This is a genomic window from Kitasatospora sp. NPDC048286, assembly GCF_043201735.1.
Taxonomy (GTDB): Bacteria; Actinomycetota; Actinomycetes; order Streptomycetales; family Streptomycetaceae; genus Kitasatospora.
In genome coordinates, this window is the sequence record NZ_JBICZE010000004.1 from 151,471 (window position 1) to 176,050 (window position 24,580).

The window sequence follows — 24,580 nt, forward strand, 5'->3', positions numbered from 1 at the left end:
CGGCCGATCGTGGCAGCATGAACGGCGGCATCAGCCGCACCGAGAGCCGTGGAAGGGGCCAGGAGGAAGCGTGAGTGGCGAGCATGAGTGACCAGACCACCCCGGCCACGAGCCCCGGCGGGGCCGGCGGCTCCAGCGGCACTGGCAGCCCCGGCGGGCCCGGCGGACCCGGCGGTGTCGAGCTGATCGGCCAGATCGCCGCCTCGATCCGGCGCGAGCGCGAGCGCAGCGGCCTGTCGATGGCCGAGCTGGCCCGGCGCGCGGGCATCGCCAAGTCCACGCTGTCCCAGCTGGAGTCGGGCTCGGGCAACCCCAGCGTGGAGACGCTGTGGGCGCTCGGGGTCGCGCTGAACGTGCCGTTCAGCCGGCTCGTCGACCCGCCGCGCCCGGCCGTCAAGGTGATCCGGGCCGGTGAGGGCCCGGTGACCCACTCCGAGCGCGCCGACTACGCCGCCACCGTGCTCTCCTCCTGCCCGCCCAACGCCCGGCGCGACATCTACCGGATCGAGGCGCAGCCGGGCGAGACCAGGGCCTCCGACCCGCACATGCCCGGCACCGTCGAGCACGTGATGATCGGTGCCGGGCGGGCGCTGGTCGGGCCGACCGAAGCGCCGGTCGAGCTGGGCCCGGGCGACTACGTGAGCTACCCGGGCGACGCTCCGCACGTGTTCCGCGCACTGTCTCCCGACACCCTCGCGGTGATCGTCATGGAACACATCTGACGCACCGCCAATACCTGGAGTGAGTGCGAGAGGCTACTTCAACAGGCCGTCCAGGAAGGGGTTTCCGAACACCCGGTGCGGGTCGTGGCGGTCCAGCACGGCGACCGCCTCGTCCCAGCCCGGCCCACCGCCCGCCCGCAGGCTGTCGGGGATGACCCGGCCGAGCAGGTCGGGATCGGACCAGGCGGCTTCGTCGGTGTACGCCCAGCCCTTGGACCACTCGACCCGCAGGCCCGCCCTGGTGCCGTCGAAGGTGCGCAGCAGCCACTGCTCCAACTCCCGGGCGAAGCACTCCAGTCCGGGTGTGCCGGGGAAGGCCAGGACGTCCAGCCAGATCGCCGTGTCCCAGTCGGGTCGGTCGGCGCGCGGGCGCAGCGCGGACAGCAGCGGGGGCCGGGCGCCGGGGACGCCGGAGGAGGCCGGGTCGTCCAGGCCGGTGACCCGGATCTCCACCGCGCCGTTCACCGGGAACTCGCCCCGGGCCTGGTAGGTGGCGAGCAACTCCCGGTAGTGGGCGGCGAATTCGCTGACCGCCCACTGGAGGTCGGCGCGCTTGACGAGGACCGCGTAACCGTTGGCGGTGACCCGCAGGGTGGTCGGGCGGACGTACTGGAGCAGGGTGCGCGAGGGGCCCCAGAGGTCGGAGCGCAGTCCGCCCGCGAGCAGGTGGGTGAGCACCTCGCCGCTCAGCAGCCGGCGCAGCAGGTCGCCGGAGAGCAGGACGTCCGTGATGTCGCCGGTGAGCGCCACCTTCGCGACCAGGTACTGGAGTTGGCCGAACAGCGGGGCCGAGGCCCAGGCGCCGGTGACGATCTCGCCGGCGAGCCGGGCGACCGGTTCCGGAACGCTGTCCGAGAAGGGGTAGTTGTACGGGTGGTCGACGGACAGCGAGGCCAGTGGCTTCCTCGGGGTGACGGTCCAGGTCTTGAGCCACGGGTACTCGGTGTAGGCGAACCAGATCGCCTCGACCCGTCCGTCGCGTTCCACGAAGTCGGCGAGGGTGCGCGGGCCTCCCCCGGTCCCGAGGACTCCACCCAGCACGCCGCCGACGACTCCGCCGAGCACACCCCCGAGCCCACCGCCCTCGCCGCTCCCGGCTCCGCTCCCCACGCCGCTCCCGGCTCCGGCCCCGGCTCCCGTTCCGGCGACCGGGCGGGCGAAGAGCTCGCTCGCCGGGATGTCGAGCCGGCTGACGCAGCGCAGCGGTCGGTCGGCGCCGGCCCGCAGCACCACCTCGGTGAGGAAGGCGCGGCCCAGGTGCACCAGGAAGGCGGCGCTGTCGACCTCGGCGCGGTCGAAGGTGCGCAGCGTGTAGCGGTCGGTGGCCGGGTCGAGGACGACGGCGGTGAGCCGGACGACCTGGTTGCTGACCGAGCCGTAGCCGTGGCCCTGCGGCCGCACCTCCCCGGCGGCCGGGACGGCGGTGCCGTGGCCGCCGATGGCGAGCACGCCTCCGACGGTGATCTCGCCGGGGGCCGGGCAGGCGGTCAGGCCGAGGCCGCGGTCGGCCAGGTGGGCGAGCAGTGCTTCCATGGTGGCGCCGGTCTGCACCCGGACGGTGTCGGCCGAGTCGGCACTGATGGCGGTCAGGTACCGGCTGGTGTCGACGAGCAGGACCCGGGCGCTCTCCGGGGTCCCGGCGGCGACGGTGAGCGGCGCCCAGGTGTGCCGGTAGCCGGAGGCGCGCAGCCGCCAGCCGTTGGCGTGCGCCCAGTCGGCCAGCGCCGGGACCTCCTCGGGGGCGCGGGGCGCGCAGCTCCACAGCTGGTCGGTGCGGATCTCGCCGGACCAGTTCTGGAAGACCCGCTGGTAGAGCTCGGTGCCGGCGGGCAGTCCGGGCGGTACGGGCGCGGCCGCCTCGGCGCTGTCGGGTCCGACGGTGCCGCGCAGCAGCCACGCCGCGCCGCCGAGCGCCGCCGAGGCACCCAGCAGCTGCCGCCGGGTGAGGCCCTTGGGGGTGCTCGTCGGGGGCCTCACCGGTGCGCCCGTCCGGGCGTTCATCGGGATCATCCCGTCCGGTGTCGCCCCGCCGCCCGTTCCGCCCGTCGGGCCGTGTCCTGTGGTCATCCGCGTCTCCGCCCCCTCGTCCTGGTCCCCCGGGCCGAGCTGCGGCGATCCGGGTCCGGCCGGAGTCAGCCCGGCCCGGTTCGGAGCGTATGGAGGGGCGCACGGCAGTTTGAAGCTCCCGACCGGGATCTCACTCCTTCGAGTGAGATCGGCCCGATCGACCCCAGGGGACCCGTTTCACCTGCCCTGCTCCTCGCCCGGACTCGGTTGCCCGCTCGCTCGGCGGGCGCATAGGTTGATCACAATCACCCCACCCGTCCGCCGGAGGCTCCGCCATGCCCTCGTCCGCGAACTCTTCCGTGCCCGCGCGTCCCGAGCCCGCGTGTCCCCAGCCCGCGCACCCCCAGCCCGCGCGTCCCGTCCCCGGAGCGCTGACCGTCGCCGTCGCCCAGCCCGTCTGCGCCGCCGCCGGCCGTCCGGACACCGTGTCCGAGAACGTCGCCCGGCACGCCGAGGCGGTGCGCGAGGCGGGCACCCGGCTGGTGGTGTTCCCCGAGCTGTCGCTGACGGGCTACGACCTGGCCGCACCGGCCGTCGAGCCGGCGGACGCCCGGCTCGCGCCGCTGGTGGCGGCGTGCGCCGCGACCGGCGCCGTCGCCCTGGTCGGGGCGCCGGTCCTCGAGGCCGACGGGCGCGAGTCCATCGCCACGCTGGCGGTCACCGGGGAGGGCGCCGAGGTCGTCTACCGGAAGGCGCGCCTGCACGGTGCCGAGGTGGAGCGCTTCGCCCCCGGCGAGAAGCCCGTCGTCCTGGAGCTGGACGGCCTGCGGCTCGGCCTCGCCGTCTGCGCGGACGCCGCCGACCCGGCGCACGCCGAGGAGACCGCCGCGCTCGGCATCGACGCCTACGTCGCCTCCACCCTCTACGGGCCCGGCGCCGCCCAGGCCGAGCGCCGGGACGGCCACTTCCGCGACCGGGCCGCCGCCCACGGGGTGTGGTGCGTGCTCGCGACCTGCGCCGGGGCCACCGGCGAGTACCCGGACAGCTCGGGCGGCTCCGGTGTCTGGGCCCCGGGCGGGGGCCTCGTCGTCCAGGCCGGCACTGCCCCGGGCGAGCTGGTCCGCGCCGAGCTGCCCCGACGGTAGGCCCAGGCGGTAGGCCCGGGCGGTGGGCCCAGGCGGTAGGCCTCGGGGGCAGGCCCCTCGTCGACCTGTTCCCCGGCGGGCGCCGGGCCCGGAGCCGGGTCCCCCGAGCGGAAGAACCCGACCCGGGAGGAAATACCCGGGCCCCGCGCGCGGCTGTGGTGACCGAAGATCCGTTCCGGGCCGCTCCGGCCCGTACAGGAGGTGCAGCGCGCGATGAGTGGCGAGCAGGCGAAGCCGCAGGAGTACCGGATCGAGCACGACTCGATGGGCGAGGTCCGGGTGCCGGTCGACGCGAAGTGGCAGGCGCAGACGCAGCGGGCGGTGGAGAACTTCCCGGTGTCCGGTCAGCGGCTGGAGCGGGCGCACATCGCCGCGCTGGCCCGGATCAAGGCCGCCGCGGCCCGGGTGAACGCCCGGCTCGGGGTGCTGGACGAGGAGACGGCGGAGGCGATCGCGGGGGCCGCCGAGGAGGTCGCGGAGGGGCGCTGGGACGACCAGTTCCCGGTGGACGTGTTCCAGACCGGCTCGGGCACCTCCTCCAACATGAACACCAACGAGGTGATCGCCACCCTGGCCGGGGAGCGGCTGGGCCGGCCGGTCCACCCGAACGACCACGTCAACGCCAGCCAGTCGTCCAACGACGTCTTCCCGTCCTCGATCCACATCGCCGCGACCGCCGCCGTCACCCACGACCTGGTCCCGGCACTGGAGCACCTCGCGGAGGCGCTGGAGCGCAAGGCCACCGAGTTCGCCGGGGTGGTCAAGTCGGGCCGCACGCACCTGATGGACGCCACGCCCGTCACGCTCGGCCAGGAGTTCGGCGGCTACGCGGCGCAGGTGCGGAACGGGCGGGAGCGGCTGCTGGCCTCCCTCCCCCGGGTGGCCGAACTCCCGCTCGGCGGAACGGCGGTGGGCACCGGCATCAACACCCCGCCCGGCTTCCCGGCGGCCGTCATCGCGGAGGTCGCCCGCGCCACCAACCTGCCGCTGACCGAGGCGCGCAACCACTTCGAGGCGCAGGGCGCGCGGGACGCCCTGGTCGAGCTGAGCGGTCAACTGCGCACGGTGGCGGTCGGGTTCACGAAGATCGCGAACGACCTGCGGTGGATGGGCTCCGGTCCGCGCACCGGGCTCGGCGAGATCAACCTGCCGGACCTCCAGCCGGGTTCGTCGATCATGCCGGGCAAGGTGAACCCGGTGCTGCCCGAGGTGGTGCTGATGGTGGCCGCCCAGGTGGTGGGCAACGACGCGACGGTCACGCTGGCGGGCGCCAGCGGCAACTTCGAGCTGAACGTGATGCTCCCGGTGATCGCCCGCAACGTGCTGGAGTCGGTGCGGCTGCTCGCCAACAGCGCCCGGCTGCTGGCCGACCGGACGGTGGACGGCGTCACCGCCAACGTCGAACGGGCCCGGGAGTACGCGGAGTCCTCGCCCTCGGTGGTGACCCCGCTGAACCGCTACATCGGGTACGAGGAGGCGGCGAAGGTCGCCAAGCAGGCGCTGGCCGAGCGCAAGACGATCCGTCAGGTGGTGCTGGAGCGCGGCTACGTCGACCAGGGCAGGCTCACCGGGGAGCAGCTGGACGAGGCCCTGGACGTCCTGCGGATGACGCACCCGTAACGGGGGCCAGACCGCGCCGGTGCCCGGGCGCGCGCCGGGGCGCGGCCGACGTCCCGACAGGCGTGTGGACCCCCGTCCCGGCAGGCTTGTCGGGACGCGCGCCGGGGCGCGGCGGGCGGTTGCGCCCTCCGTGCCCCGGTCACGGGCTGTGGGGAAGATCAGCCCTTGGCACGGCCGGCCCGGCCGCGCCGCATCGATGCTCCGTTCGACGTCATGGTCGCCATCGAGATCGCCGCGAGGCCGAGCAGGAACATCACGGCGCCCGCGATGATGCAGGTCACGATGTTCTTGCCGTGCGCGACGGACCCGGAGACGACCCACGGGGAGAGGATCGTCCAGACACCGAGCGCGGCGGCCGCCCAGGCCCGCGCGTGGGTGCGTTCGTAGGCCGATCCGTAGCCGGCCATGAGGGCCGTGTAGGCCAGACCCACGATCAGGCAGGTCACGGTCAGGGTGTTGTACGCGGTGAAGCCGACGATCCACGGCGATGCCGCCAGGAAGAGACCGGCCAGGACGGCCAGGGCTTCGATGCCCTGGGCACGGGGGGTCGAAGTGACCCGCTCGTAGCGTTCGCGGAGTTCGACGATGTCCGGATGGTGCTCCATGCCCGTCGTCGGGATATGGGTTGCCACCGATACCACCTCCTGTGGTCGGAACCGGTAAGGCGCTTGCCCCGTACCCATTCTGGCCCTTATCCACCGTTTTGCACCCGATGGTCCGGAATGGTGGATAACCATCCGATCACGCCGGTGACCTGCGTCTCAACCACCCGGGCCGCCATTGCCTATGCAACTCGTTGCATAGCAGGATGCGGGCCATGGCACTGGAGCACGCGATCCTCGTCTCGCTGCTGGAGCAGCCCGGCTCCGGCTACGAGCTGGCCCGGCGCTTCGACCGCTCGATCGGACGCTTCTGGACCGCCACCCACCAGCAGATCTACCGGGTGCTGCGGCGGATGGAGGCGGACGGCTGGGTGGCCGCGCAGGAGGTCCCCCAGGACGGGCGCCCGGACAAGAAGGTCTACTCGGCGGCCGAGGCCGGACGCGCCGCACTGGCCGGCTGGCTGCGCGAGCCCGTCGAGCCGGAGAGCGTCCGGCACGAGCTCGCGGTCAAGATCCGGGCCGCCGCCTTCGACGACCCGGCCGCGCTGGTCTCCGAGGTCGAACGGCACCGCGAGAGCCACGCCGCCCTGCTCGCCCGCTACCTGCACGGCGAGCAGCGGGACTTCCCCGACACCACCGCGCTCGACGCCCGCGAGCAGCTCCAGCACGTGGTGCTGCGCGGCGGCATCGAGTACGAGCGGATGACCCTCGCCTGGCTCGACGACGTGCTCGCCACCCTGCGCCGCCTCGCCGCCGACCGGTCTGACCGACCGGCCTGACCGGCGGTCCCGACAGCCGGTCGACCGGCCCACCCCCTTTCGCACCCTCGACCTCTCACACCCTCGACCCCCGGGAGCCCCTCGATGCTCTTCAACCCGCGAAGCTACGACCCCGCACAGTTCGACGAGCCGACCCGCCGACTGCTGCGCGCGACGGTGGACTGGTTCGAGTCCCGCGGCAAGAAGGCGCTGATCGACACCTACATCGACCGCAGCTGGTACGCGGACTTCCTGGACTTCGCCGCGAAGGAGGGCCTGTTCGCGGAGTTCCTGACCCCCGCCGCGGCCGACTCCGACAAGCGCTGGGACACCGCGCGGATCGCCGAGCTCAACGAGATCCTCGGCTTCTACGGCCTCGGCTACTGGTACACCTGGCAGGTCACCATCCTGGGCCTCGGCCCGGTCTGGCAGAGCGAGAACGAGGCCGTCCGCGCCCGCGCCGCCAAGCTCCTTGCCGACGGCCACGTGATGGCCTTCGGCCTCTCCGAGCGCACCCACGGCGCCGACATCTACTCCACCGACATGGTCCTCACCCCGGACGGCGAGGGCGGCTTCACCGCGAGCGGCTCCAAGTACTACATCGGCAACGGCAACGTGGCCGGCCTGGTCTCGGTGTTCGGCCGCCGCTCGGACGTCGAGGGCCCGGAGGGCTACGTCTTCTTCGCCGCCGACAGCCGCCACGACGCGTACCACCTGGTCAAGAACGTGGTGAACGCGCAGATGTACGTCAGCGAGTTCCGCCTGGAGGACTACCCGGTGCGCGCCGAGGACGTGCTGCACACCGGCCAGGCCGCCTTCGACGCCGCGCTGAACACCGTCAACGTCGGCAAGTTCAACCTCTGCACCGCCTCGGTCGGCATCTGCGAGCACGCGATGTACGAGGCCGTCACGCACGCCCACAACCGGGTGCTGTACGGCCGGCGGGTCACCGACTTCCCGCACGTCAAGCGGGAGTTGACCGACGCGTACGTCCGCCTGGCGGCGATGAAGCTGTTCAGCGCGCGGGCCGTGGACTACTTCCGCGGCGCCTCCCCCGAGGACCGCCGCTACCTGCTGTTCAACCCGATGACCAAGATGAAGGTCACCACCGAGGGCGAGAAGGTCATCGACCTGATGTGGGACGTCATCGCGGCCAAGGGCTTCGAGGCGGACACCTACTTCGACAAGGCCGCGAAGGACATCCGCGGCCTGCCGAAGCTGGAGGGCACCGTCCACGTCAACCTGGCGCTGATCCTCAAGTTCATGGGCAACTACCTGTTCGCGCCCGCCGACTACGCCCCGGTGCCGACCCGCCTGGACGCCGCCGACGACGCCTTCCTGTTCCGGCAGGGGCCCGCCCGCGGCCTCGGCGCGATCCGGTTCCACGACTGGCGCACCGCCTACGACCGCCACGCCGAGCTGCCCAACGTCGCCCGCTTCCGCGAACAGGCCGACGGCTTCTGCGCGTTGCTGCTCGAGAACGCGCCGAGCAAGGAGCAGCAGGCGGACCTGGACTTCCTGCTGGAGATCGGCCAGCTGTTCGCGCTGATCGTCTACGGGCAGCTGGTACTGGAGCAGGCCGAGCTGACCGGCCTGGACGCGGACGTCCTGGACCGGATCTTCGACGCGCTGGTCCGCGACTTCTCCGCGCACGCCACCGAGCTGCACGGCAAGGCTTCCGCCACCGAGGAGCAGGCCGCCTGGGCTCTGGCGAACGTGCGCCGCCCGGTCGCCGACCCGGCGCGGGACGCGCGGGTGTGGGCGCGGGTGGAGGCGCTCTCCGGCGCGTACGAGATGCAGCCGTAGGGCTGCGCGGCAGGACCCCGGGGGTGCCGGTCGGCGGGCCGGCACCCCCGGTTCATCCCTCCAGGGAGAGCCGGCACCCCCGGTTCACCTCTCCGGGGAGGGCCGGCTGTCCCCGAGGCCCATGTCGCGGGCCCGGGCGACCGCCTCGGCGCGCGTCGCGACGTGCAGCTTCTCGAAGATGTGGGTGATGTGGTTGCGGACGGTCTTCTCGGCGACCACCAGCTCCCGGGCGATCCGCCGGTTGTCCAGCCCGCGCGCGACCAGGTCCAGCACCTCGGCCTCGCGGGCGGTGAGCTCGGGAAAGAGCTGTCCCGCCTCCCGCATCCTCGCCCCGGCCAGCAGGGCGGTGATCCGCCCGGCCACCTCGCCGCCGAACACCGCGCCGCCCGCCGCGACCGTCCGCACCGCGTGCAGCACCTCCTCCCGGCCCGCGCCCTTGACCAGGTAGCCGCGCGCGCCCGCCTGGAGGGCGGCGAGCAGGTTCCCGTCGTCGTCCGACATGGTCAGCATCAGCACCGGCGGCGGGGCTTCCTGGGTGGCGAGCTGCCGGACGGCCTCCAGTCCGGAGCCGTCGGGCAGCGAGAGGTCCATGATCACCACGGTCGGGCGGTGCCCGGCGACCGCCCGCGGAACGTCGGCGACCCGCTCGGCCTCGGCGACGACCGAGATGTCGTCCGCGCTCTCCAGGGCCGCCCGGAGGCCCTCCCGGAAGAGGGGGTGGTCATCGACGATCAGTACACGGACGGTCCTTTCCGTACTGGGGCCCGGAGGTTCCACTGGCTGCTCCTCATCCACGCGGGCGACACTATCAGCGGCGATAGCGTGACTTTCCGTGACATGCTCGTGAACATCTCGGCGTGTCGGCCCGCCTGCGCCAGGATCCGAGACCGGTGCCTCAGGCACCCGGGACACCGGGCCGCCGAGGCTTGGGTCCCCGGGACCGGTGTCCTGTCGACCGAGCCCGTCCAAGAGGTGGTGCCATGGCCACGGCGATCTCTCACCCGCACCGCACGCGGGCCGAGCGGCAACTGACCGCCGCGGCGGTCGTCACGGCGCTCTGCTTCATCGTCGCGACGCTGTGGATCTGCTACGTGCTCGTGCACTTGGGCGATCCGGGCGTGTCCGTCCCCCGGGACGCACTCCTCAACCTGCTCGCCATCCTTCCGGCCGCCGCCTCGGGCATGCTGCTGCACGCCCACCACCCCGGCAGCCCGCTCGGCTGGGTCTTCCTGATGTGGGCCCTGAGCTTCGTCCTGGCCCTCGCCCCGAGCGCACCGGCCTGGGTCGAGGTCACTGCCCCTGGCCTCATCGGCGCCATCCTGGTCGTCGAGGTGATCGGCTTCTCGGTCAGCTCGACGATCATCTACGCGCTACCACTGTGGCTACCGAACGGTCGACTGACGACACGACGATGGTGGTGGTACATCGCGGCCGTCTCGCTGTACACGGTTCCGGCCGCGGCTGCGCTGCTCGACCGTCCACATTCCTTCGGACGGCCGAATCCGCTGGCGGGCACCCCTCCGGCACGCTTCTTCAGCACCATCGCCGGCACCTGGGCCGACCACGACCGGCTGATCAACGACTGCCTCCTCGGGTTCGTGGCGGTCGTCCTGTTGACTCGAATGCTGCGACGTCGCAGCCGGGGCAGCGACGCGGAAGTGACTCGCAGGCGCCGGTTCCGGGTGCTGGTGATGCTCGGAACGTATTCGCTCTTCGCCGCGACCGAGGCCCTGTACGCCCGGCTGTCGAGTGTGCACTTCTGGCTCACCTATGTGCTCTACGCCGTCGCGGGTCTGGTGTGGGCCCTCGTAGGTTTCCTGGTCGTGCAGCATCACGGCTGGCGGCTCGACAGAGCGGCCCGCAATGTACTGATCGGGCTGTTGCTGGGCACAGGGGTCACCGGGCTGTTCGTGGTGGCCGCCGCCGTGCTGTCCAACTGGCTGGTCCCTGGCCACGGCGCGGCAGCCCTGGTGTTGATCGCCCTGGTGTACGCGCTCGGCGCGGCGCTGCCCCGTGCGGCGCGGGGAGCCGTCGCCCTGGTCGACCGGCTGTACTTCGGCAAGCGCGCACAGCCGTACCAGGTGCTGCGAACGCTCGCCGGGAGGTTGCGGCAGGTGGTCGATCCGGAGCACGTTCCGGAGACACTGTGCTCAACGGTCGCCGAGGAACTACGACTGCCCGGAGTCGCCCTCTCCGTCATCACCCAGTCCGGGTGCCGCACCCTGGCCACGACCGGAAGACTGGGCGGGCTCGGCCAGGACTTCCTGCTGTTCCATAACGGGATGAAGATCGGCACATTGACCGTGGGACTGCGCTCGGGCGAGCAGCGACTGGACGCCAGCGACGTCGACATCCTGCGTTCGCTCGCCGACCAGGCCTCGCCGGCAGTCGCCTCACTACGGCTCCAGGAGGACCTTCGAGCCAGCCGGGAACAGATCGTCTCCGCGCGGGAGGAGGAACGGCGGTGGCTGAGGCGGGACATCCATGACGGGCTCGGGCCCGCCCTGGCCGGACTGCGACTGCAGGTGGACAGTGCGGGCTCCGAGGCCGACGGCAGGCTCGCGGGCACACTGCACGGGGTGTCGGACGGCCTGGGGCTGGCGATCAAGGAGGTCCGCCGGATCACCGACCGGCTCGGGCCCGCGCCGGTCTGCGAGTTCGGCCTGACGCGAGCGGTACGCCGACTCGCGGAGACCTTCAGCGGGACCGGGCTGACCGTGACGGTGGAGCTGTCACCGGATCCACTACCGGACCTGCCGGGGGCACTGGAGAACACGGCGTACCGCATCACGGCAGAGGCGCTCAACAACGTGTTGCGGCATGCCCGAGCTCGGACAGCGCGGGTGACGCTGCGGGTGGACGCGGAGGAACTGACACTGATCGTGCATGACGACGGCGTGGGGTACCAGGCCGAGCAGCGTCTGCGAACGGGTGGCGGCGGAGTCGGAACGCGGTCGATGGCGGAACGGGCGGCGGAGGTCGGCGGCCGGTGCACCATCCGGTCGCTGCCGGATGACGGGGGAACCCAGGTGGCGGCAGTACTGCCGTGCTCTGCGATGACCAGGAACAGCTGAATGACGGATGACAGATGACGGATGACAGATTTTGAAATCTGTCATCCGTCATCTGTCATCCGTCTCGACGACTTGCGGGTCGCCCTGTTCTCTCAACTCTGCGGATCGGCCTGCCCCAGGCGCGTGGGCCCGCCCTCCCGCTTCGGTGCCGCTCCGGCGCCGGGGGCGCCGACGCGGCCGAGGACGGCGGTGGCCGGTCCGCGCCGACCGGCCCGCAGGCCGTACCGCTCGCCCGCCCTGGCGTAGACCAGGTCGCCGGGGATCAGCGGTACTTCACCGAGTTCGCCCAGGAAGACGGCGGCCCCGGAGAGGAGCAGCAGGAAGGTGTCGGCCGAGCGGTCCGTGTACGGGCCACAGGTGGTGCCCGGGTCGAGGCGGACGGTGCCCACGTCGACCTGGCGCCAGTCCCGGGCGGGCGCCGAGTCCGATCGCTGGGCCGGGATGGCGGCCCGGGCGGGGTTGGGGCGGACGGTGAGCACGGCGGTCGGTGTGCCGCGGACGGCGGTGAGCCGGTAGGAGGTGCCGGGCCGGTGGTGCAGGGCCTCACCCGGGGAGAGGATCCGGCCGGCCGCGAACAGCCGGCCGGAGAGCACCACGGTCACCGACTCGACGGACTCGTAAGGGAGTTGTTCGACCCGGACGCCCGGCGGCAGCGCCTCGACAGTGAGTCCGGCGCGGACGGCCGGCCGCTGCTCGGGGTCGATCAGCCGCTGGAACGCGGGCGCGGTGCGGGGAACGGCGGCGGGGACGAGTATCACGAGGGGTTCCTCCGACGAGGACTGGTGGGACCGGTCAGGGCCGGTCCCGGCGGGTGGCGCGGCGCCGGGCCAGGGCGGCCCGGGTGCCGGCGGAGTGCCGGGGTACGGCGAGGGTCAGGCAGAGCAGCTCCGCACCGAGCGGCCCGGCTTCGAGGTGCAGGGCGCGGCCGCGGCGGGCCAGCAGCAGGTCTCCTTCGGAGGCCAGGTGCTCGGGCTCGTCGGAGAGTCGGCCGACGACGACGGCGCCGCGCAGCACGTGCAGGACCGTCTCGGTGTCGGGCCGGCCCGGGAGGACGTGGTGGGCGCCCGGGCTCAGGCGCAGGTGGTCGAAGGCCTCGCAGGCGCTGGCGAGCATCGGGCTCCGGGCCAGGGAGCGGATCCGTACGCGCTCGCCGTTCGGGCCGATGAGGACCATGGCCGCGCCGGTGTCGGTGGTGACGATCACCTGGGGTCACCTCCTCGGGAGGGGAGCGGGACGGCGAGCAGGGCGTGGAAGAACTCCAGCCCGGCCGTTCCGGCGGTCAGGACGGTCCGCGAGCCGAGCGGCAGCACGACCGCGGTGCCCTCGACCAGCGGCAGGCCGGCCCCGGCGCGCTCCGGGTGGTCCGGGTGCACGGCGCTCTCGGGCAGTTCGGCGAGCCCGGAGCCGGCGGTGACGTAGATCGCGTGCTCGATGCCGTCGGCGACCAGCTCGGTGCACCAGCCCGGGTCGAGCCGTTGCAGGCCGACGCCGCGCAGCGGTCCGGCGAGCAGGCGGCCGGGGTCGACGGTGCCTCGGCGGCGCAGGTCGGTGATGACGGTGCCCGACATGACGGGCGCTCCTTCCGCTCGTGGGCGGGCTCTGCGGCCCGCCTACGCGATCCACCGTGCGCCGCCCACTGTCCCGGCCGCACGGGGGTGTCGTCCCGTCCGGCTCCCGACCTGATCCCGGACGGCTCCCGACGCGATCCCGGCCGGGATCCCGGTTCGATCCCGGGCCCGCTCCCACCCCCGGTTCCCGACCCGCTCCCGCCCTCGTTCCCGGCTCGCTCCCACCCCCGGTTCCCGGCCCGCTCCCGGTCCTCCCCCGCCAGGAGGGCCGCCCCGGTCCGGACCGGCTTCCCCCCTCGTGCGCACCCCGCAAGCCCCCTGCCCGTGACCGCCCCGAGCCGAGCGGAACGACGTACGGTGGAACCGGAGGCCGTGTCATGCACGTCACCGGAACCCACTTCACCCGCTTCGCCGACCGGACCGAGGCGGGCCGTCGGCTGGCCGCCCGCCTGGGCCACCTGGCCGGCCCCGACACCGTGGTCGTGGCGCTGCCGAGGGGCGGTGTGCCGGTGGCCGCCGAGGTCGCCGCGGCGCTCGGCGCCCCGCTGGACATCTGCGTGATCCGCAAGCTCGGCGTGCCGTACCAGCCCGAACTCGGCATGGGGGCGATCGGCGAGGACGGGGTCCGGGTGCTGAACGACCAGGTCATCCGGTTCTCGTCGGTCACGGACGGGCAGCTGGCCGAGGTGGAGCGGCGTGAGCGCGCCGAGCTGGCGCGCCGCGCCCGTCGCTACCGGGGCGACCGGCCGCCCGCCGACCTGCGCGGACGGACGGTGGTCGTGGTGGACGACGGCATCGCCACCGGGTCCACCGCCCGGGCGGCCTGCCGGATCGTCCGCGAGCGCGGCGCGGGCCGGGTGGTGCTCGCGGTGCCCGTCGCGCCCGTGGACTGGGCCGAGCGGCTCGACGAGGTCGCCGACGAGCTGGTCTGCGTCGACACGCCGTCCCCGTTCTACGCGATCGGCGAGTTCTACGCCGACTTCTCGCAGACCGAGGACGAGGAGGTGCTGCGGCTGCTGGCCGCGGCCGGTGGCGACCGGCCCGCGGCCTCCGCCGGGGTCGACCGCGAACTGCAGCTGCCCGTCGCCGGGGCCCGCCTCGCGGGCCGGCTGACCGTCCCGGCCGGAGCGCGCGGGGTCGTCCTGTTCGCGCACGGCAGCGGAAGCGGCCGGCACAGCCCGCGCAACCGGCACGTCGCCGAGTACCTGAACCGGACCGGGCTGGCCACGCTGCTGTTCGACCTGCTCACCGAGGCCGAGGAGCCCGACCGGCGGAACGTGTTCGACGTGGCGCTGCTGGGCGGCCGGCTGACGGCCGTCGCCCGGCAGCTGGGCGCGGAGCGCGACCGCGCGGGGCACGACGGTCCGCAGCACGACGGCCCGGAACGAGCCGGCGGGGAGCACGGCGCCGAACGAGCCGGCCCGGGCGCCGTCGTGCCCGAGACCCGGTCGCTGCCGCTCGGCCTGTTCGGCGCCAGCACCGGCGCCGCGGCCGCGCTGCACACCGCCGCCGAGCTGGGCCCGGCGGTGCGCGCCGTGGTCTCCCGGGGCGGTCGCCCCGACCTCGCCGGGCCCGACACGCTGGCCCGGGTCCGCGCCCCGACGCTGCTCGTCGTGGGCTCCCTGGACCCGACCGTGCTCGACCTCAACCGGCAGGCCCGCAGCCGTCTGCGCTGCGAGACCGGGCTCGCGGTGGTGCCGCACGCGAGCCACCTGTTCGAGGAGCCGGGGACGCTGGACAGGGTCGCCGAGCTGGCCGCGGACTGGTTCCTCCGGCACCTCCCGCGCCCCGTCGGCCCCGGAAGTACGTGAACGCCCCATTGCACAGACTTCGGGCATCACCCCCGGTCAGCAGCACATTTTGCGCAGCCGACAGCGGGATTTTCTGATCAGCTTGTACACATTGAGCAGTCAAAATCCGACCTGTTGCCCAAGACCCCCGACAGTAGCAAGCTCTCCGCAACCACACCGCCCACCCGTTCGCGGTGCGGTCGCGATCCAGCGGAAGCCTCGACGGCGAGGCCCGAAGTGGAGGAACGAGCGATGACCCCGCAGACCCACGCCCTTGAGCTGACCCCCGAGGAGCGCGAGGCCGGTCTTGACGCCGACCAGCTGCGCCGCCTCGTCGGCCTCGTCGAGCACGACGCCGCCGCCGACCCGTTCCCGGTGACCGCCCAGGACGCGGTCGTCTTCGTGGTCGGCAACGCCACCCAGACGGCCCAGTTCTACCAGGTCGTCTTCGGCATGGAGCTGGTCGCCTACTCCGGCCCGGAGACCGGCCGCCGGGACCGCAAGGCGTACGTGCTGCGCTCCGGCTCCTGCCGCTTCGTGATCAAGGGCGGCGTCCAGCCGGACAGCCCGCTGCTGGACCACCACCGCCGCCACGGCGACGGCGTCGTCGACCTGGCCCTGGAGGTCCCGGACGTCGACAAGTGCATCGAGCACGCCCGCGCGTCCGGTGCCACCGTCCTGGAGGAGCCGAACGACGTCTCGGACGAGAACGGCACCGTGCGCCGCGCGGCCATCGCCACCTACGGCGAGACCCGCCACACCCTGATCGACCGCTCCCGCTACCACGGCCCGTACCTGCCGGGCTACGTCGTCGCGGAGAGCAGGGTCACCCACCCGGAGGGCTCGCCCAAGCGCCTCTTCCAGGCCCTCGACCACGCCGTCGGCAACGTCGAGCTGGGCCGGATGGACGAGTGGGTGTCGTTCTACAACCGCGTCATGGGCTTCGTGAACATGGCCGAGTTCGTCGGCGACGACATCGCCACCGAGTACTCCGCGCTGATGTCCAAGGTCGTCGCCAGCGGCAACCACCGGGTGAAGTTCCCGCTCAACGAGCCGGCCATCGCCAAGAAGAAGTCCCAGATCGACGAGTACCTGGAGTTCTACACCGGCCCCGGCTGCCAGCACATGGCGCTCGCCACCAACGACATCCTCACCACCGTGGACGTGCTGCGGGCGCGCGGCGTGGAGTTCCTCAACACCCCGGACGCCTACTACGACGACCCGGAGCTGCGCGAGCGGATCGGCAAGGTCCGGGTGCCGATCGAGGAGCTGAAGAAGCGCGGCATCCTGGTCGACCGCGACGAGGACGGCTACCTGCTGCAGATCTTCACCAAGCCGATCGGCGACCGTCCCACCGTCTTCTACGAGTTCATCGAGCGGCACGGTTCGCTCGGCTTCGGCAAGGGCAACTTCAAGGCGCTCTTCGAGTCGATCGAGCGCGAGCAGGACCGCCGCGGCAACCTGTGAGCGTCTTGAGCGTCGGAGAGCTCTGACGAACGGTCGAGGAGGACCACGGAGATGGCGTACTACCGGCAGCTGGGCAGCATCCCGCCCAAGCGGCACACCCAGCACCGCACCCCCGAAGGCGGGCTCTACTACGAGGAGTTGATGGGCGAGGAGGGGTTCTCCTCGGACTCCTCGCTGCTCTACCACCGGGGCATCCCCTCGGCGGTGGTCAACGCGGTGCCCTGGGAGCTGCCGGACCAGTCCACGGTGCCCAACCACCCGCTCCTCCCCCGCCACTTCAAGCTGCACGAGCTGTTCGCGGACCAGGACTGGAAGTCCGCGGACGTCGTCGGCAGCCGCCGGCTGGTCCTCGGCAACGGCGACGTGCGGATCTCGTACGTCGCCGCCGGGGCCCCGAGCGAGCTCTACCGCAACGGGCTCGGCGACGAGTGCGTGTACGTGGAGTCCGGCTCCGGCACGGTCGAGACGGTGTTCGGCTCGATCGAGGTCGGCCAGGGCGACTACGTGATCATCCCGCGCGCCACCACCCACTGCTGGGTGCCGGCGGGCGACGAGCCGCTGCGCGCGTACTGCATCGAGGCGAACAGCCACATCACCCCGGTCAAGCGCTACCTGTCCAAGTACGGGCAGCTGCTGGAGCACGCGCCGTACTGCGAGCGGGACTTCCGCGGACCGGTCGGCCCGCTGGTCGTCGACGCCCCCGGGGACGTCGACGTGCTGGTCAAGCACCGCGGCCGGAACGGGATCGCGGGCACCCGCTACACCGTGCCGCACCACCCGTTCGACGTGGTCGGCTGGGACGGCTGCCTGTACCCGTACGCCTTCAACATCAAGGACTTCGAGCCGATCACCGGCCGGATCCACCAGCCGCCGCCGGCCCACCAGGTCTTCGAGGGCAACGGCTTCGTGATCTGCAACTTCGTTCCGCGCAAGGTGGACTACCACCCGCTGGCGATCCCGGTGCCCTACTACCACGCCAACGTGGACAGCGACGAGGTCATGTTCTACTGCGGCGGCGACTACGCGGCCCGCAAGGGCTCCGGCATCGGCCAGGGCTCGATCTCGCTGCACCCGGGCGGGCACACCCACGGGCCGCAGCCGGGGGCGTACGAGCGCAGCATCGGCGCGGAGTTCTTCGACGAGTTGGCCGTCATGGTGGACACCTTCCGCCCGCTGGAGCTCGGCGAGGGCGGCCGGGCCGGCGAGGACGCCGGCTACGCCTGGACCTGGGCCGGACGGGCGCCGGGCCGATGAGCGCGCCGGACACGGGGGGCGCGCTGCCCGAACCGGTTTCCGCACCGCTTCCCGCACCGGGCCCCGCGGCGATCCCTGAGCTGTTCCGCGGGCTGTTCGACGACGCGGCGGTGTTCCCCCCGGGGAACCTGCCGGTCGCCGAGGCGGTGCCCGCGCACCGGGCGCACCGCGCGGCCTGGTACGCCGAGGCGGTCGGGCCGTTCCTCTGCGGGGCGGGCCGGCTGGGCGAACTGGCCGCGGCGGTCGCGGATACGGCTGCCGCGGTGGGTACGCCCGCCGAGGCGGCGGGGGGCTCGGCGGGGGCGGACGACACGGCGGCGGCGGGCGACCGGCCGCTCAAGGTCGGGCTGGTGCTGCCGGGGGGCAGCGCCGAACTCGCCCCGGCGCTCGCCGCCGCCGCGTCGTTCGAGCTGGCCGGCGTCGAGCTGGCCGTCCGGGACGCCGCCGAGGCGGTGGCCGCGCTGGACCGGCTGCTGCCGCCGCACGTCCCGGCCGCCGTCGAGCTGCCGCGCGAACTCCTGCGCGGGGACGGGCTGGACGCCGTCCTGGACGCGCTGGTGGACAGCCCGTACCGGGCGAAGTTCCGCACCGGCGGGCTGGTCGCCGAGGCGTTCCCTGACGAGGACGAGTTGGCCGCCTTCCTCACCGGCTGCGCGCGGCGGGGGCTGCCGTACAAGTGCACGGCCGGGCTGCACAACGCCGTCCGGCACACCGACCCGGAGACCGGCTTCGAGCACCACGGCTTCCTGAACGTGCTGCTGGCCGCACAGGAGACCGACCAGGCCGCGGCCGCCGCGGTGCTGGCGGAACGCGACGGCGAGGTGCTGGCCAAGGCGGTGCGCGAACTGACGGAGCATCAGATCACGGTGATCCGCAACTCGTTCACCGCGTTCGGCACGTGTAGCATCGCCGAGCCCCTGGGCGACCTGGCCGCGCTCGGCCTGCTGTCCTCGCCCAGTCCACTGCACCAGGAGGACCGTTGAGCACCACCCCCAGCAGCACCGGCAGCTGGCTCGCCAGCGCCCAGGACTCGCCGTTCGGCGTGCACAACCTGCCGTACGGCGTCTTCACCGCCGCCGACCGGCCCGGGCGGCGCCGGATCGGCGTGCGCGTCGGGGACTTCGTGCTGGACGCCGGGGCGGCCGCCCGGGCGGCCGGGGCGCCGTCGGCGCTGCTGGACGCGGACTCGCTCAACCCGCTGATGGCGGCGGGGCGTCCGGTCTGGACCCGGGTGCGGGCGGACCTCACCACCTGGCTCACGGACGAGTCCTTCCGCGAGGCGCTGTCGCCGGCGCTGCTGCCGGCCGACGAGGTGGAGCTGCACCTGGCGTTCGAGGTCGCCGACTACGTCGACTTCTACGCCTCGGAGCACCACGCCACCAACCTGGGCCGGATCTTCCGCCCGGGCTCGGAGCCGCTCACCCCCAACTGGAAGCACCTGCCGATCGGCTACCACGGGCGGGCGGGCACGGTCGTGGTCTCCGGCACGCCGGTGGTACGACCGCACGGGCAGCGCAAGGCGCCCGCCGACGCCGCACCGGCCTTCGGGCCGTCGCGGCGGCTGGACATCGAGGCCGAGGTCGGCTTCGTCGTCGGCGCGCCGTCCGAGCTGGGCCGGCCGGTCGCGCTGGACGACTTCCGCGAGCACGTGTTCGGCGTCTGCCTGCTCAACGACTGGTCGGCGCGCGACATCCAGGCCTGGGAGTACGTGCCGCTCGGCCCGTTCCTCGGCAAGTCCTTCGCGACCTCGGTCTCGCCGTGGATCGTGCCGCTGGACGCGCTGGAGCACGCCCGGGTCACGCCGCCGGAGCGCGACGTCGAGCCGCTGCCGTACCTGGACGACCGGGACGGCGAGCCGTGGGGCCTGGACCTGGCGATGGAGGTCCGGCTGAACGGGCACCCGGTCTCCCGGCCGCCGTTCGCCACCATGTACTGGACGGCGCAGCAGCAGCTGGCCCACATGACCGTCAACGGCGCTTCGCTGCGCACCGGCGACCTGTTCGCTTCGGGGACGGTCAGCGGGCCCGATCGGGACACCCGGGGCGCGCTGATCGAGCTGACCTGGAACGGCGAGGAGCCGCTGAAGCTCCCGGACGGGACGACCCGTACGTTCCTGGAGGACGGCGACGAGGTGACCATCACCGCCACCGCGCCGGGGCCGGACGGCGCCGTGATCAGCTTCGGCGAGGTCACGGGGCGGGTCCGGGGCTGAGAGTCCGCGGGACTGCGGCCACCGGGGCACAGCTGACGGACAACGGCTGACGGATAACGGATAGCAGCTGACGACTGACAGCTGACAGATTTCATCATCTGTCAGCTGTCAGCCGTTCGCCCGTCTCCGACCGGACGGTCCGCCCTGCCCGCGGCCCGCCCGCGACCCGCCCCGCCTACAGCCGCGAGCCGCCGGTGGCGTCGACCACCCGCCCGGTCATCCACCGCGCGTCGTCCGAGGCGATGAACGCGACGATGTCCGCGATGTCCTCCGGCGCCCCGACCCGGCCGAGCGCGGCGAGCGAGGCCGCCTGGGCCCTCGCCTCCGGATCGCGCAGCCACTCCGCGTTGAGGTCGGTGTCGATGATCCCGGGCGCCACGGAGTTGACGGTGATCCCGCGCGGCCCGAGCTGCTGGGCGAGGTTGAGCGAGAAGGTGTCCAGCGCCCCCTTGGTGGCGCCGTAGGCCATGATCTCCGGCATGGCGAGCCGGGCCAGGCCGCTGGAGACGTTGATGATCCGGCCGCCGTCGCGCAGCCGCTCCAGCCCGTGCTTGACGATGAAGAACGGCGCGCGGACGTTGACCGCGAAGACCTCGTCGAACTCCTCCTCGGTCAGGCCGGCGAGGTCGGAGCTGCGCCCGATCCCGGCGTTGTTCACGATGATGTCGACGCCCCCGGCGGGCGCGTGCTCGCCGATCCGCGCGTCGAAGGCCTCCCACAGCGCGACGGCGTCGCCGCGTCGCCCGAGCGCGGCGGGCAGCGCGAAGGCCCGCCCGCCGTCCGCGCGGATGCCCGCCACCACCTCCTCCGCCGCCGCCACGTCCCGGGCGTAGCCGACGGCGACGGTGGCGCCGTCCCGCCCGAGCCGGCGGGCGATGGCCCGGCCGATCCCCCTGCTGGCACCCGTGACCAGCGCCGTCCTGCCCTGAAGCCCGTCCTGAAGCCTGTCCTCGCCCATGTCGAGCCCCCCTGCTGCCCGGAATAATTATTGAGCGACCGCTCAAAAAAGAAGCTAGCACACATTTCTTGAGTGGGTGCTCTAAAATTCGGCGCATGGCAGAGGAGCACACGGCGACAGCGGCGTCCGGAGGCGGGACGACGGGCCCCACGCCACCCCCGCGGCGCGGCCGCCCGCCGGCCTTCGACCGCGCCGAGGCGCTCGCCGCGGCCACCCGGCTGTTCTGGCAGCTCGGCTACGAGGCCACCTCGGTCAGCGACCTCACCACCGCCATGGGCATCCGCCCCGGCAGCCTCTACGCGGCCTTCGGCGACAAGCGGTCGCTGTTCGAGGAGGTGGTCCGCGAGTACGGGCACTCCCCCGTCGGCGCGTTCGCGACCGTCGCCCTCGCGGAGGAGCCCACCGCGTACGGCGCCTTCGCCCGCATCCTGCGCGAGGCCGCCGCCGTCTACGCCGACCCGTCGCATCCGGCGGGCTGCCTGGTGATCTCCGCGGCCACCAACGTCACCCCGCAGGACGCCGGCATCCAGGACCAGCTGCGCGAGCGGCGCAACGGGAACCTGCGGACCTTCGAGGAGCGGCTTCGCCGGGCACGGCAGGACGGCGAACTGCCGCCCGAGGCCGACCCGAAGGCCCTGGCCGGCTACTTCGGCGCGGTCCTCCAGGGCATGTCCCAGCAGGCCAGGGACGGCGCCACCGCCGCCGACCTGGCCCGCACCGCCGAACTCGCCCTGCGCGCCTGGCCCTGAGCCGCGACCGCGCACCCGCCCGTTCGGCCCGGTGATCAGGACTCCCCACCGCCCCCGGTACGGTGGACGCCAGGATTCCGACAGGGACCAGGTCGACATCGCCGAGGGACGGGAGCGGACCCGATGGACACAGAGGTGGCGGAGGTCCAGGCGTTCCTGGACGGCGGTGTCGGACGGCTGGTGCTGAACCGTCCACGGGCGCTCAACTCGCTGACCCACGGCATGGTCACCGCCCTGCGCGCCACCCTGGACGACTGGGCCGCGGACGACCGGATACGCGCCGTCGTGCTGACCGGCGCGGGCGAGCGCGGCCTGTGCGCGGGCGGCGACATCCGCGCGATGCACGACGACGCCAAGGCGGGCGGGGCCGGCACCCGGGCGTTCTTCCGCGACGAGTACCGGCTGAACGCGCTGATCGCCCGCTACCCGAAGCCGTACGTCGCGGTGATGGACGGCATCACCATGGGCGGGGGCGTCGGCGTGTCCGCCCACGGCGCGGTGCGGATCGTCACCGAGCGTTCCACCGTCGCGATGCCCGAGACCCGGATCGGCATCGCCCCGGACGTCGGCGGCAGTCGGCTGTTGGCCCACGCCCCGGGCGAGTTGGGCACCCACCTCGGTCTCACCGCGGCCGCGATGGGCCCGGGCGACGCCCTGCTGTGCGGATTCGCGGACCACTTCGTGCCCTCGTCGCGCATCGCGGACCTGCTGGACGCCCTGGGCCGGAGCACCGCCGCGGCGACCGGGAGCGGCACCGCCGAGGTGGCGGCCGTCGTCGCCGCGCACGCCGAGCCCGCTCCGCCCGCCGCACTGGCCGACCAGCGCGCCTGGATCGACGCCTGCTACGCGGCCGACACGGTCGAGGAGATCGTCGAACGGCTGCTGAACTCCGGTGTCCCGGAGGCGAAGGAGGCCGCGGAAGCCGTCCTGTCGAACTCCCCCACCGCCGTCAAGACCACCCTGGCCGCGCTGCGCCGCGCCCGCACGCTCCCCTCGCTGGAGGCCGTGCTCGACCAGGAGTACCGGATCTCCTGCGCCGTGCTGGAGGGCCACGACATGGTCGAGGGCATCCGGGCACAGGTGATCGACAAGGACCGCAACCCCCGCTGGCGGCCCGGCACGCTCGCCGAGGTGACGGAGGCGGACGTCGCCCGCATCCTCGCCCCGCGCGAGGGCGACGAACTGGGCCTGGCCTGACCCCGGCCCTCCGCCGCCCGCGCACCTGGAGCCCGCCGTGAACCACCGGGTCCCGCCATCGACCCCGGCCGGGGACGCCACCCGCTGTCCCGGGTACCGCTGGGCGAGCAGGTGCGCGAACTGCTGCCGGAGGGCCTGCTGAGCGACCGCCGGCAACCCGGGGAGCGGATCGTCGAGCGGTGCCTGGCGGCCGAGTTGAACGTCGGTCAGGCGCCGCTCCGCGAGGCGCTGCGCGCGCTCCAGACCCTCGGGCTGCTCGACGCCTAGCCCAACCGGGGTGTGCGGGTGCGTGGGATCGGCCCGGCCGAGCTGCGCGAGGTCTGGCAGGATGGCGGGGGCCGCAGCCGCGGGCGACGCGCTCGGTCAGGCCCGGCACGGGGTGGCCTTCCACCGCGAGATCGTGGCCGCCTCCGGCGACGGGACGCTGTTGCGGAGCCGGGAGGGCCTCGGGGTCGACGTGTGGACGGTGCCGTCGCTGCACCACGTCCGGCCGGAGCTGCACGAGAACGCCTCCGACCACCGCCCGCTGATCGAGGGCGGCGGCCCGTGTCCCGTACGGCGGGCCGCGGAGCGCCACGGCGTCCGCTTCTGACGGCACGCGCACACCCCTCCACCGACTGGTGACCGGCGTCTCGCATACCAAGACTGGCGCGAGGCGGGGCGCGTCGTAGATCGTTGGGTGGTCAGGCGCGCCCACGGGCGCCGAGCAGCGGAAATGGGAGTCGACGGCGATGACCGAGACCGAGACCTACGAGACGATCCTGGTCGAGCGCAAGGGGCGGGTGGGGCTGATCACGCTCAACCGGCCCAAGGCGCTCAACGCGCTCAACACCCGACTCATGAACGAGGTGGTCGCCGCCGCGACCGCCTTCGACCGGGACCCGGAGATCGGCTGTCTGGTGATCACCGGCTCGGAGAAGGCCTTCGCGGCCGGCGCCGACATCAAGGAGATGCAGGGCAACCGCTTCCCGGACGTCTACCTGGACGACTGGCTGGGCCCGTGGGACCGGCTCGGTGCCCTGCGCAAGCCGGTGATCGCGGCGGTGGCCGGGTTCGCGCTGGGCGGCGGTTGCGAGCTGGCGATGCTGTGCGACGTCCTGCTCGCGGCGGACACCGCGAAGTTCGGGCAGCCGGAGATCAAGCTCGGCGTGATCCCGGGCATCGGCGGCTCGCAGCGGCTGACCCGGGCGGTCGGCAAGGCGAAGGCCATGGAACTGTGCCTGACCGGCCGGATGATGGGCGCCGAGGAGGCCGAGCGGGCCGGCCTGGTCTCCCGGATCGTCCCGGCGGACCAGCTGCTGTCCGAGGCGCTGGCCACCGCCGAGACGGTCGCGGCGATGTCCGCCCCGGCGGCGATCATGATGAAGGAGAGCGTCAACCGCGCCTTCGAGACCACGCTCGCCGAGGGCGTGCGCTTCGAGCGCCGGCTCTTCCACGCGGCCTTCGCCACGGCGGACCAGAAAGAGGGCATGGCGGCCTTCGCCGAGAAGCGCCCGCCGGAGTTCCAGAACCGCTGACGACGAGGGGCGGCCGCGGGGAGCGGCCGGAGGGGCGACCGGGGAGCGCAAGGGGCGGGTGACGGACGGATGACGGATGACAGCTGACAGATTTCAGATGTTGAAATCTGTCAGCTGAACTCCGTCCGCTGACA

The 24,580-nt window shown here is 73.2% G+C and carries 23 protein-coding genes; 16 read left to right on the forward strand and 7 right to left on the reverse strand.

The features are described from left to right. Window positions 1-83 precede the first annotated feature (83 nt). Window positions 84-722, forward strand: coding sequence for a helix-turn-helix domain-containing protein (locus tag ACGF13_RS11335; RefSeq protein WP_392872769.1), 639 nt, complete (start codon window positions 84-86; stop codon window positions 720-722). 33 nt (window positions 723-755) lie between these two features. Here ACGF13_RS11335 and ACGF13_RS11340 read toward each other — a convergent pair whose 3' ends face one another. Beyond that, the gene (locus ACGF13_RS11340; RefSeq protein WP_392872028.1) at window positions 756-2,789 is read right to left on the reverse strand and encodes a cholesterol oxidase substrate-binding domain-containing protein; all 2,034 of its coding nucleotides are present in this window, start codon (window positions 2,787-2,789) and stop codon (window positions 756-758) included. 275 nt (window positions 2,790-3,064) lie between these two features. On the opposite strand from ACGF13_RS11340, the gene ACGF13_RS11345 reads away from it, so the two are divergent. Together ACGF13_RS11345 and ACGF13_RS11350 are read left to right on the forward strand one after the other, a co-directional pair. After that, the gene (locus tag ACGF13_RS11345) at window positions 3,065-3,874 is read left to right on the forward strand and encodes a carbon-nitrogen hydrolase family protein (RefSeq protein ID WP_392872031.1); all 810 of its coding nucleotides are present in this window, start codon (window positions 3,065-3,067) and stop codon (window positions 3,872-3,874) included. 213 nt (window positions 3,875-4,087) lie between these two features. Continuing rightward, the gene (locus tag ACGF13_RS11350; protein WP_392872034.1) at window positions 4,088-5,494 is read left to right on the forward strand and encodes a class II fumarate hydratase; all 1,407 of its coding nucleotides are present in this window, start codon (window positions 4,088-4,090) and stop codon (window positions 5,492-5,494) included. Window positions 5,495-5,652: 158 nt separating this feature from the next. Here ACGF13_RS11350 and ACGF13_RS11355 read toward each other — a convergent pair whose 3' ends face one another. After that, a complete protein-coding gene (locus tag ACGF13_RS11355; protein ID WP_392872037.1) occupies window positions 5,653-6,126 on the reverse strand; it encodes an SPW repeat protein in 474 nt (157 codons plus the stop codon). A gap of 185 nt (window positions 6,127-6,311) precedes the next feature. Here ACGF13_RS11355 and ACGF13_RS11360 point away from each other — a divergent pair, with 185 nt between their 5' ends. Both ACGF13_RS11360 and ACGF13_RS11365 read left to right on the forward strand, forming a co-directional pair. Next, complete coding sequence (locus ACGF13_RS11360; RefSeq protein ID WP_392872040.1) at window positions 6,312-6,875, forward strand: PadR family transcriptional regulator; 564 nt, start codon at window positions 6,312-6,314, stop codon at window positions 6,873-6,875. A gap of 84 nt (window positions 6,876-6,959) precedes the next feature. Beyond that, window positions 6,960-8,660 carry an acyl-CoA dehydrogenase family protein gene (locus ACGF13_RS11365; protein ID WP_392872043.1) on the forward strand — a complete coding sequence of 567 codons (1,701 nt, stop codon included), beginning with the start codon at window positions 6,960-6,962 and terminating at the stop codon, window positions 8,658-8,660. Window positions 8,661-8,744: 84 nt separating this feature from the next. Here the strand turns inward: ACGF13_RS11365 and ACGF13_RS11370 are convergent, their stop codons facing one another. Next, a complete protein-coding gene (locus tag ACGF13_RS11370; protein ID WP_392872046.1) occupies window positions 8,745-9,437 on the reverse strand; it encodes a response regulator in 693 nt (230 codons plus the stop codon). Window positions 9,438-9,640: 203 nt separating this feature from the next. Here ACGF13_RS11370 and ACGF13_RS11375 point away from each other — a divergent pair, with 203 nt between their 5' ends. Beyond that, entirely contained in the window at window positions 9,641-11,734 is a 2,094-nt protein-coding gene (locus ACGF13_RS11375; RefSeq protein ID WP_392872049.1) for a sensor histidine kinase, read from the forward strand. A 92-nt stretch (window positions 11,735-11,826) separates the two neighbouring features. Here the strand turns inward: ACGF13_RS11375 and ACGF13_RS11380 are convergent, their stop codons facing one another. From ACGF13_RS11380 to ACGF13_RS11390, 3 genes are read right to left on the reverse strand one after another with little or no spacing between them, the layout of a single operon-like run. Further along, window positions 11,827-12,492 (reverse strand): hypothetical protein, encoded by a 666-nt coding sequence (locus tag ACGF13_RS11380; RefSeq protein ID WP_392872052.1) that lies wholly within the window; start codon window positions 12,490-12,492, stop codon window positions 11,827-11,829. A 34-nt stretch (window positions 12,493-12,526) separates the two neighbouring features. Continuing rightward, a complete protein-coding gene (locus ACGF13_RS11385) occupies window positions 12,527-12,937 on the reverse strand; it encodes a hypothetical protein (RefSeq protein ID WP_392872055.1) in 411 nt (136 codons plus the stop codon). After that, a complete protein-coding gene (locus ACGF13_RS11390) occupies window positions 12,934-13,302 on the reverse strand; it encodes a hypothetical protein (protein WP_392872058.1) in 369 nt (122 codons plus the stop codon). Before ACGF13_RS11390 ends, ACGF13_RS11385 begins: the two co-directional genes overlap by 4 nt. Window positions 13,303-13,679: 377 nt before the next feature. Here ACGF13_RS11390 and ACGF13_RS11395 point away from each other — a divergent pair, with 377 nt between their 5' ends. The 5 genes from ACGF13_RS11395 to fahA all read left to right on the forward strand — a co-directional run bounded on the left by ACGF13_RS11395 (window position 13,680) and on the right by fahA (window position 20,025). Further along, window positions 13,680-15,113, forward strand: coding sequence for a phosphoribosyltransferase family protein (locus tag ACGF13_RS11395; protein WP_392872060.1), 1,434 nt, complete (start codon window positions 13,680-13,682; stop codon window positions 15,111-15,113). 231 nt (window positions 15,114-15,344) lie between these two features. Continuing rightward, window positions 15,345-16,559, forward strand: a complete 1,215-nt coding sequence (gene hppD, locus ACGF13_RS11400; RefSeq protein WP_392872063.1) for a 4-hydroxyphenylpyruvate dioxygenase — start codon at window positions 15,345-15,347, stop codon at window positions 16,557-16,559. A 51-nt stretch (window positions 16,560-16,610) separates the two neighbouring features. Then, window positions 16,611-17,813, forward strand: a complete 1,203-nt coding sequence (locus ACGF13_RS11405; protein ID WP_392872066.1) for a homogentisate 1,2-dioxygenase — start codon at window positions 16,611-16,613, stop codon at window positions 17,811-17,813. Then, window positions 17,810-18,796, forward strand: a complete 987-nt coding sequence (locus ACGF13_RS11410) for a hypothetical protein (RefSeq protein WP_392872069.1) — start codon at window positions 17,810-17,812, stop codon at window positions 18,794-18,796. The genes ACGF13_RS11405 and ACGF13_RS11410 overlap by 4 nt, the downstream gene beginning before the upstream one ends. Next, window positions 18,793-20,025 (forward strand): fumarylacetoacetase, encoded by a 1,233-nt coding sequence (gene fahA, locus ACGF13_RS11415; RefSeq protein ID WP_392872072.1) that lies wholly within the window; start codon window positions 18,793-18,795, stop codon window positions 20,023-20,025. Before ACGF13_RS11410 ends, fahA begins: the two co-directional genes overlap by 4 nt. Before the next feature lie 175 nt (window positions 20,026-20,200). On the opposite strand, the gene ACGF13_RS11420 is transcribed toward fahA, so the two are convergent. Continuing rightward, window positions 20,201-20,983: an SDR family oxidoreductase gene (locus tag ACGF13_RS11420; protein WP_392872075.1), complete on the reverse strand. Its 783-nt coding sequence runs from the start codon at window positions 20,981-20,983 to the stop codon at window positions 20,201-20,203. A gap of 95 nt (window positions 20,984-21,078) precedes the next feature. On the opposite strand from ACGF13_RS11420, the gene ACGF13_RS11425 reads away from it, so the two are divergent. The 5 genes from ACGF13_RS11425 to ACGF13_RS11445 all read left to right on the forward strand — a co-directional run bounded on the left by ACGF13_RS11425 (window position 21,079) and on the right by ACGF13_RS11445 (window position 24,446). Then, window positions 21,079-21,732 (forward strand): TetR/AcrR family transcriptional regulator, encoded by a 654-nt coding sequence (locus ACGF13_RS11425; protein WP_392872078.1) that lies wholly within the window; start codon window positions 21,079-21,081, stop codon window positions 21,730-21,732. Window positions 21,733-21,855: 123 nt separating this feature from the next. After that, window positions 21,856-22,929, forward strand: a complete 1,074-nt coding sequence (locus ACGF13_RS11430) for an enoyl-CoA hydratase/isomerase family protein (protein WP_392872081.1) — start codon at window positions 21,856-21,858, stop codon at window positions 22,927-22,929. Window positions 22,930-23,040: 111 nt separating this feature from the next. Beyond that, window positions 23,041-23,196: a GntR family transcriptional regulator gene (locus ACGF13_RS11435; protein ID WP_392872084.1), complete on the forward strand. Its 156-nt coding sequence runs from the start codon at window positions 23,041-23,043 to the stop codon at window positions 23,194-23,196. A 61-nt stretch (window positions 23,197-23,257) separates the two neighbouring features. Further along, complete coding sequence (locus tag ACGF13_RS11440) at window positions 23,258-23,521, forward strand: hypothetical protein (RefSeq protein WP_392872087.1); 264 nt, start codon at window positions 23,258-23,260, stop codon at window positions 23,519-23,521. A 139-nt stretch (window positions 23,522-23,660) separates the two neighbouring features. After that, window positions 23,661-24,446, forward strand: coding sequence for an enoyl-CoA hydratase (locus ACGF13_RS11445; protein WP_392872090.1), 786 nt, complete (start codon window positions 23,661-23,663; stop codon window positions 24,444-24,446). Window positions 24,447-24,580 lie beyond the last annotated feature (134 nt).

Bases quoted from the DNA above. Each gene is read 5' to 3' on its own strand.
- hppD (WP_392872063.1), top strand. From the start codon at position 15,345: ATGACCCCGCAGACCCACGCCCTTGAGCTGACCCCCGAGGAGCGCGAG.
- ACGF13_RS11425 (WP_392872078.1), top strand. From the start codon at position 21,079: ATGGCAGAGGAGCACACGGCGACAGCGGCGTCCGGAGGCGGGACGACG.
- ACGF13_RS11440 (WP_392872087.1), top strand. From the start codon at position 23,258: ATGGCGGGGGCCGCAGCCGCGGGCGACGCGCTCGGTCAGGCCCGGCAC.
- ACGF13_RS11350 (WP_392872034.1), top strand. From the start codon at position 4,088: ATGAGTGGCGAGCAGGCGAAGCCGCAGGAGTACCGGATCGAGCACGAC.
- ACGF13_RS11410 (WP_392872069.1), top strand. From the start codon at position 17,810: ATGAGCGCGCCGGACACGGGGGGCGCGCTGCCCGAACCGGTTTCCGCA.
- ACGF13_RS11360 (WP_392872040.1), top strand. From the start codon at position 6,312: ATGGCACTGGAGCACGCGATCCTCGTCTCGCTGCTGGAGCAGCCCGGC.
- ACGF13_RS11390 (WP_392872058.1), bottom strand. From the start codon at position 13,302: ATGTCGGGCACCGTCATCACCGACCTGCGCCGCCGAGGCACCGTCGAC.
- ACGF13_RS11345 (WP_392872031.1), top strand. From the start codon at position 3,065: ATGCCCTCGTCCGCGAACTCTTCCGTGCCCGCGCGTCCCGAGCCCGCG.
- ACGF13_RS11375 (WP_392872049.1), top strand. From the start codon at position 9,641: ATGGCCACGGCGATCTCTCACCCGCACCGCACGCGGGCCGAGCGGCAA.
- ACGF13_RS11340 (WP_392872028.1), bottom strand. From the start codon at position 2,789: ATGACCACAGGACACGGCCCGACGGGCGGAACGGGCGGCGGGGCGACA.
- ACGF13_RS11430 (WP_392872081.1), top strand. From the start codon at position 21,856: ATGGACACAGAGGTGGCGGAGGTCCAGGCGTTCCTGGACGGCGGTGTC.
- ACGF13_RS11405 (WP_392872066.1), top strand. From the start codon at position 16,611: ATGGCGTACTACCGGCAGCTGGGCAGCATCCCGCCCAAGCGGCACACC.
- ACGF13_RS11395 (WP_392872060.1), top strand. From the start codon at position 13,680: ATGCACGTCACCGGAACCCACTTCACCCGCTTCGCCGACCGGACCGAG.
- ACGF13_RS11420 (WP_392872075.1), bottom strand. From the start codon at position 20,983: ATGGGCGAGGACAGGCTTCAGGACGGGCTTCAGGGCAGGACGGCGCTG.
- ACGF13_RS11365 (WP_392872043.1), top strand. From the start codon at position 6,960: ATGCTCTTCAACCCGCGAAGCTACGACCCCGCACAGTTCGACGAGCCG.
- ACGF13_RS11335 (WP_392872769.1), top strand. From the start codon at position 84: ATGAGTGACCAGACCACCCCGGCCACGAGCCCCGGCGGGGCCGGCGGC.
- ACGF13_RS11445 (WP_392872090.1), top strand. From the start codon at position 23,661: ATGACCGAGACCGAGACCTACGAGACGATCCTGGTCGAGCGCAAGGGG.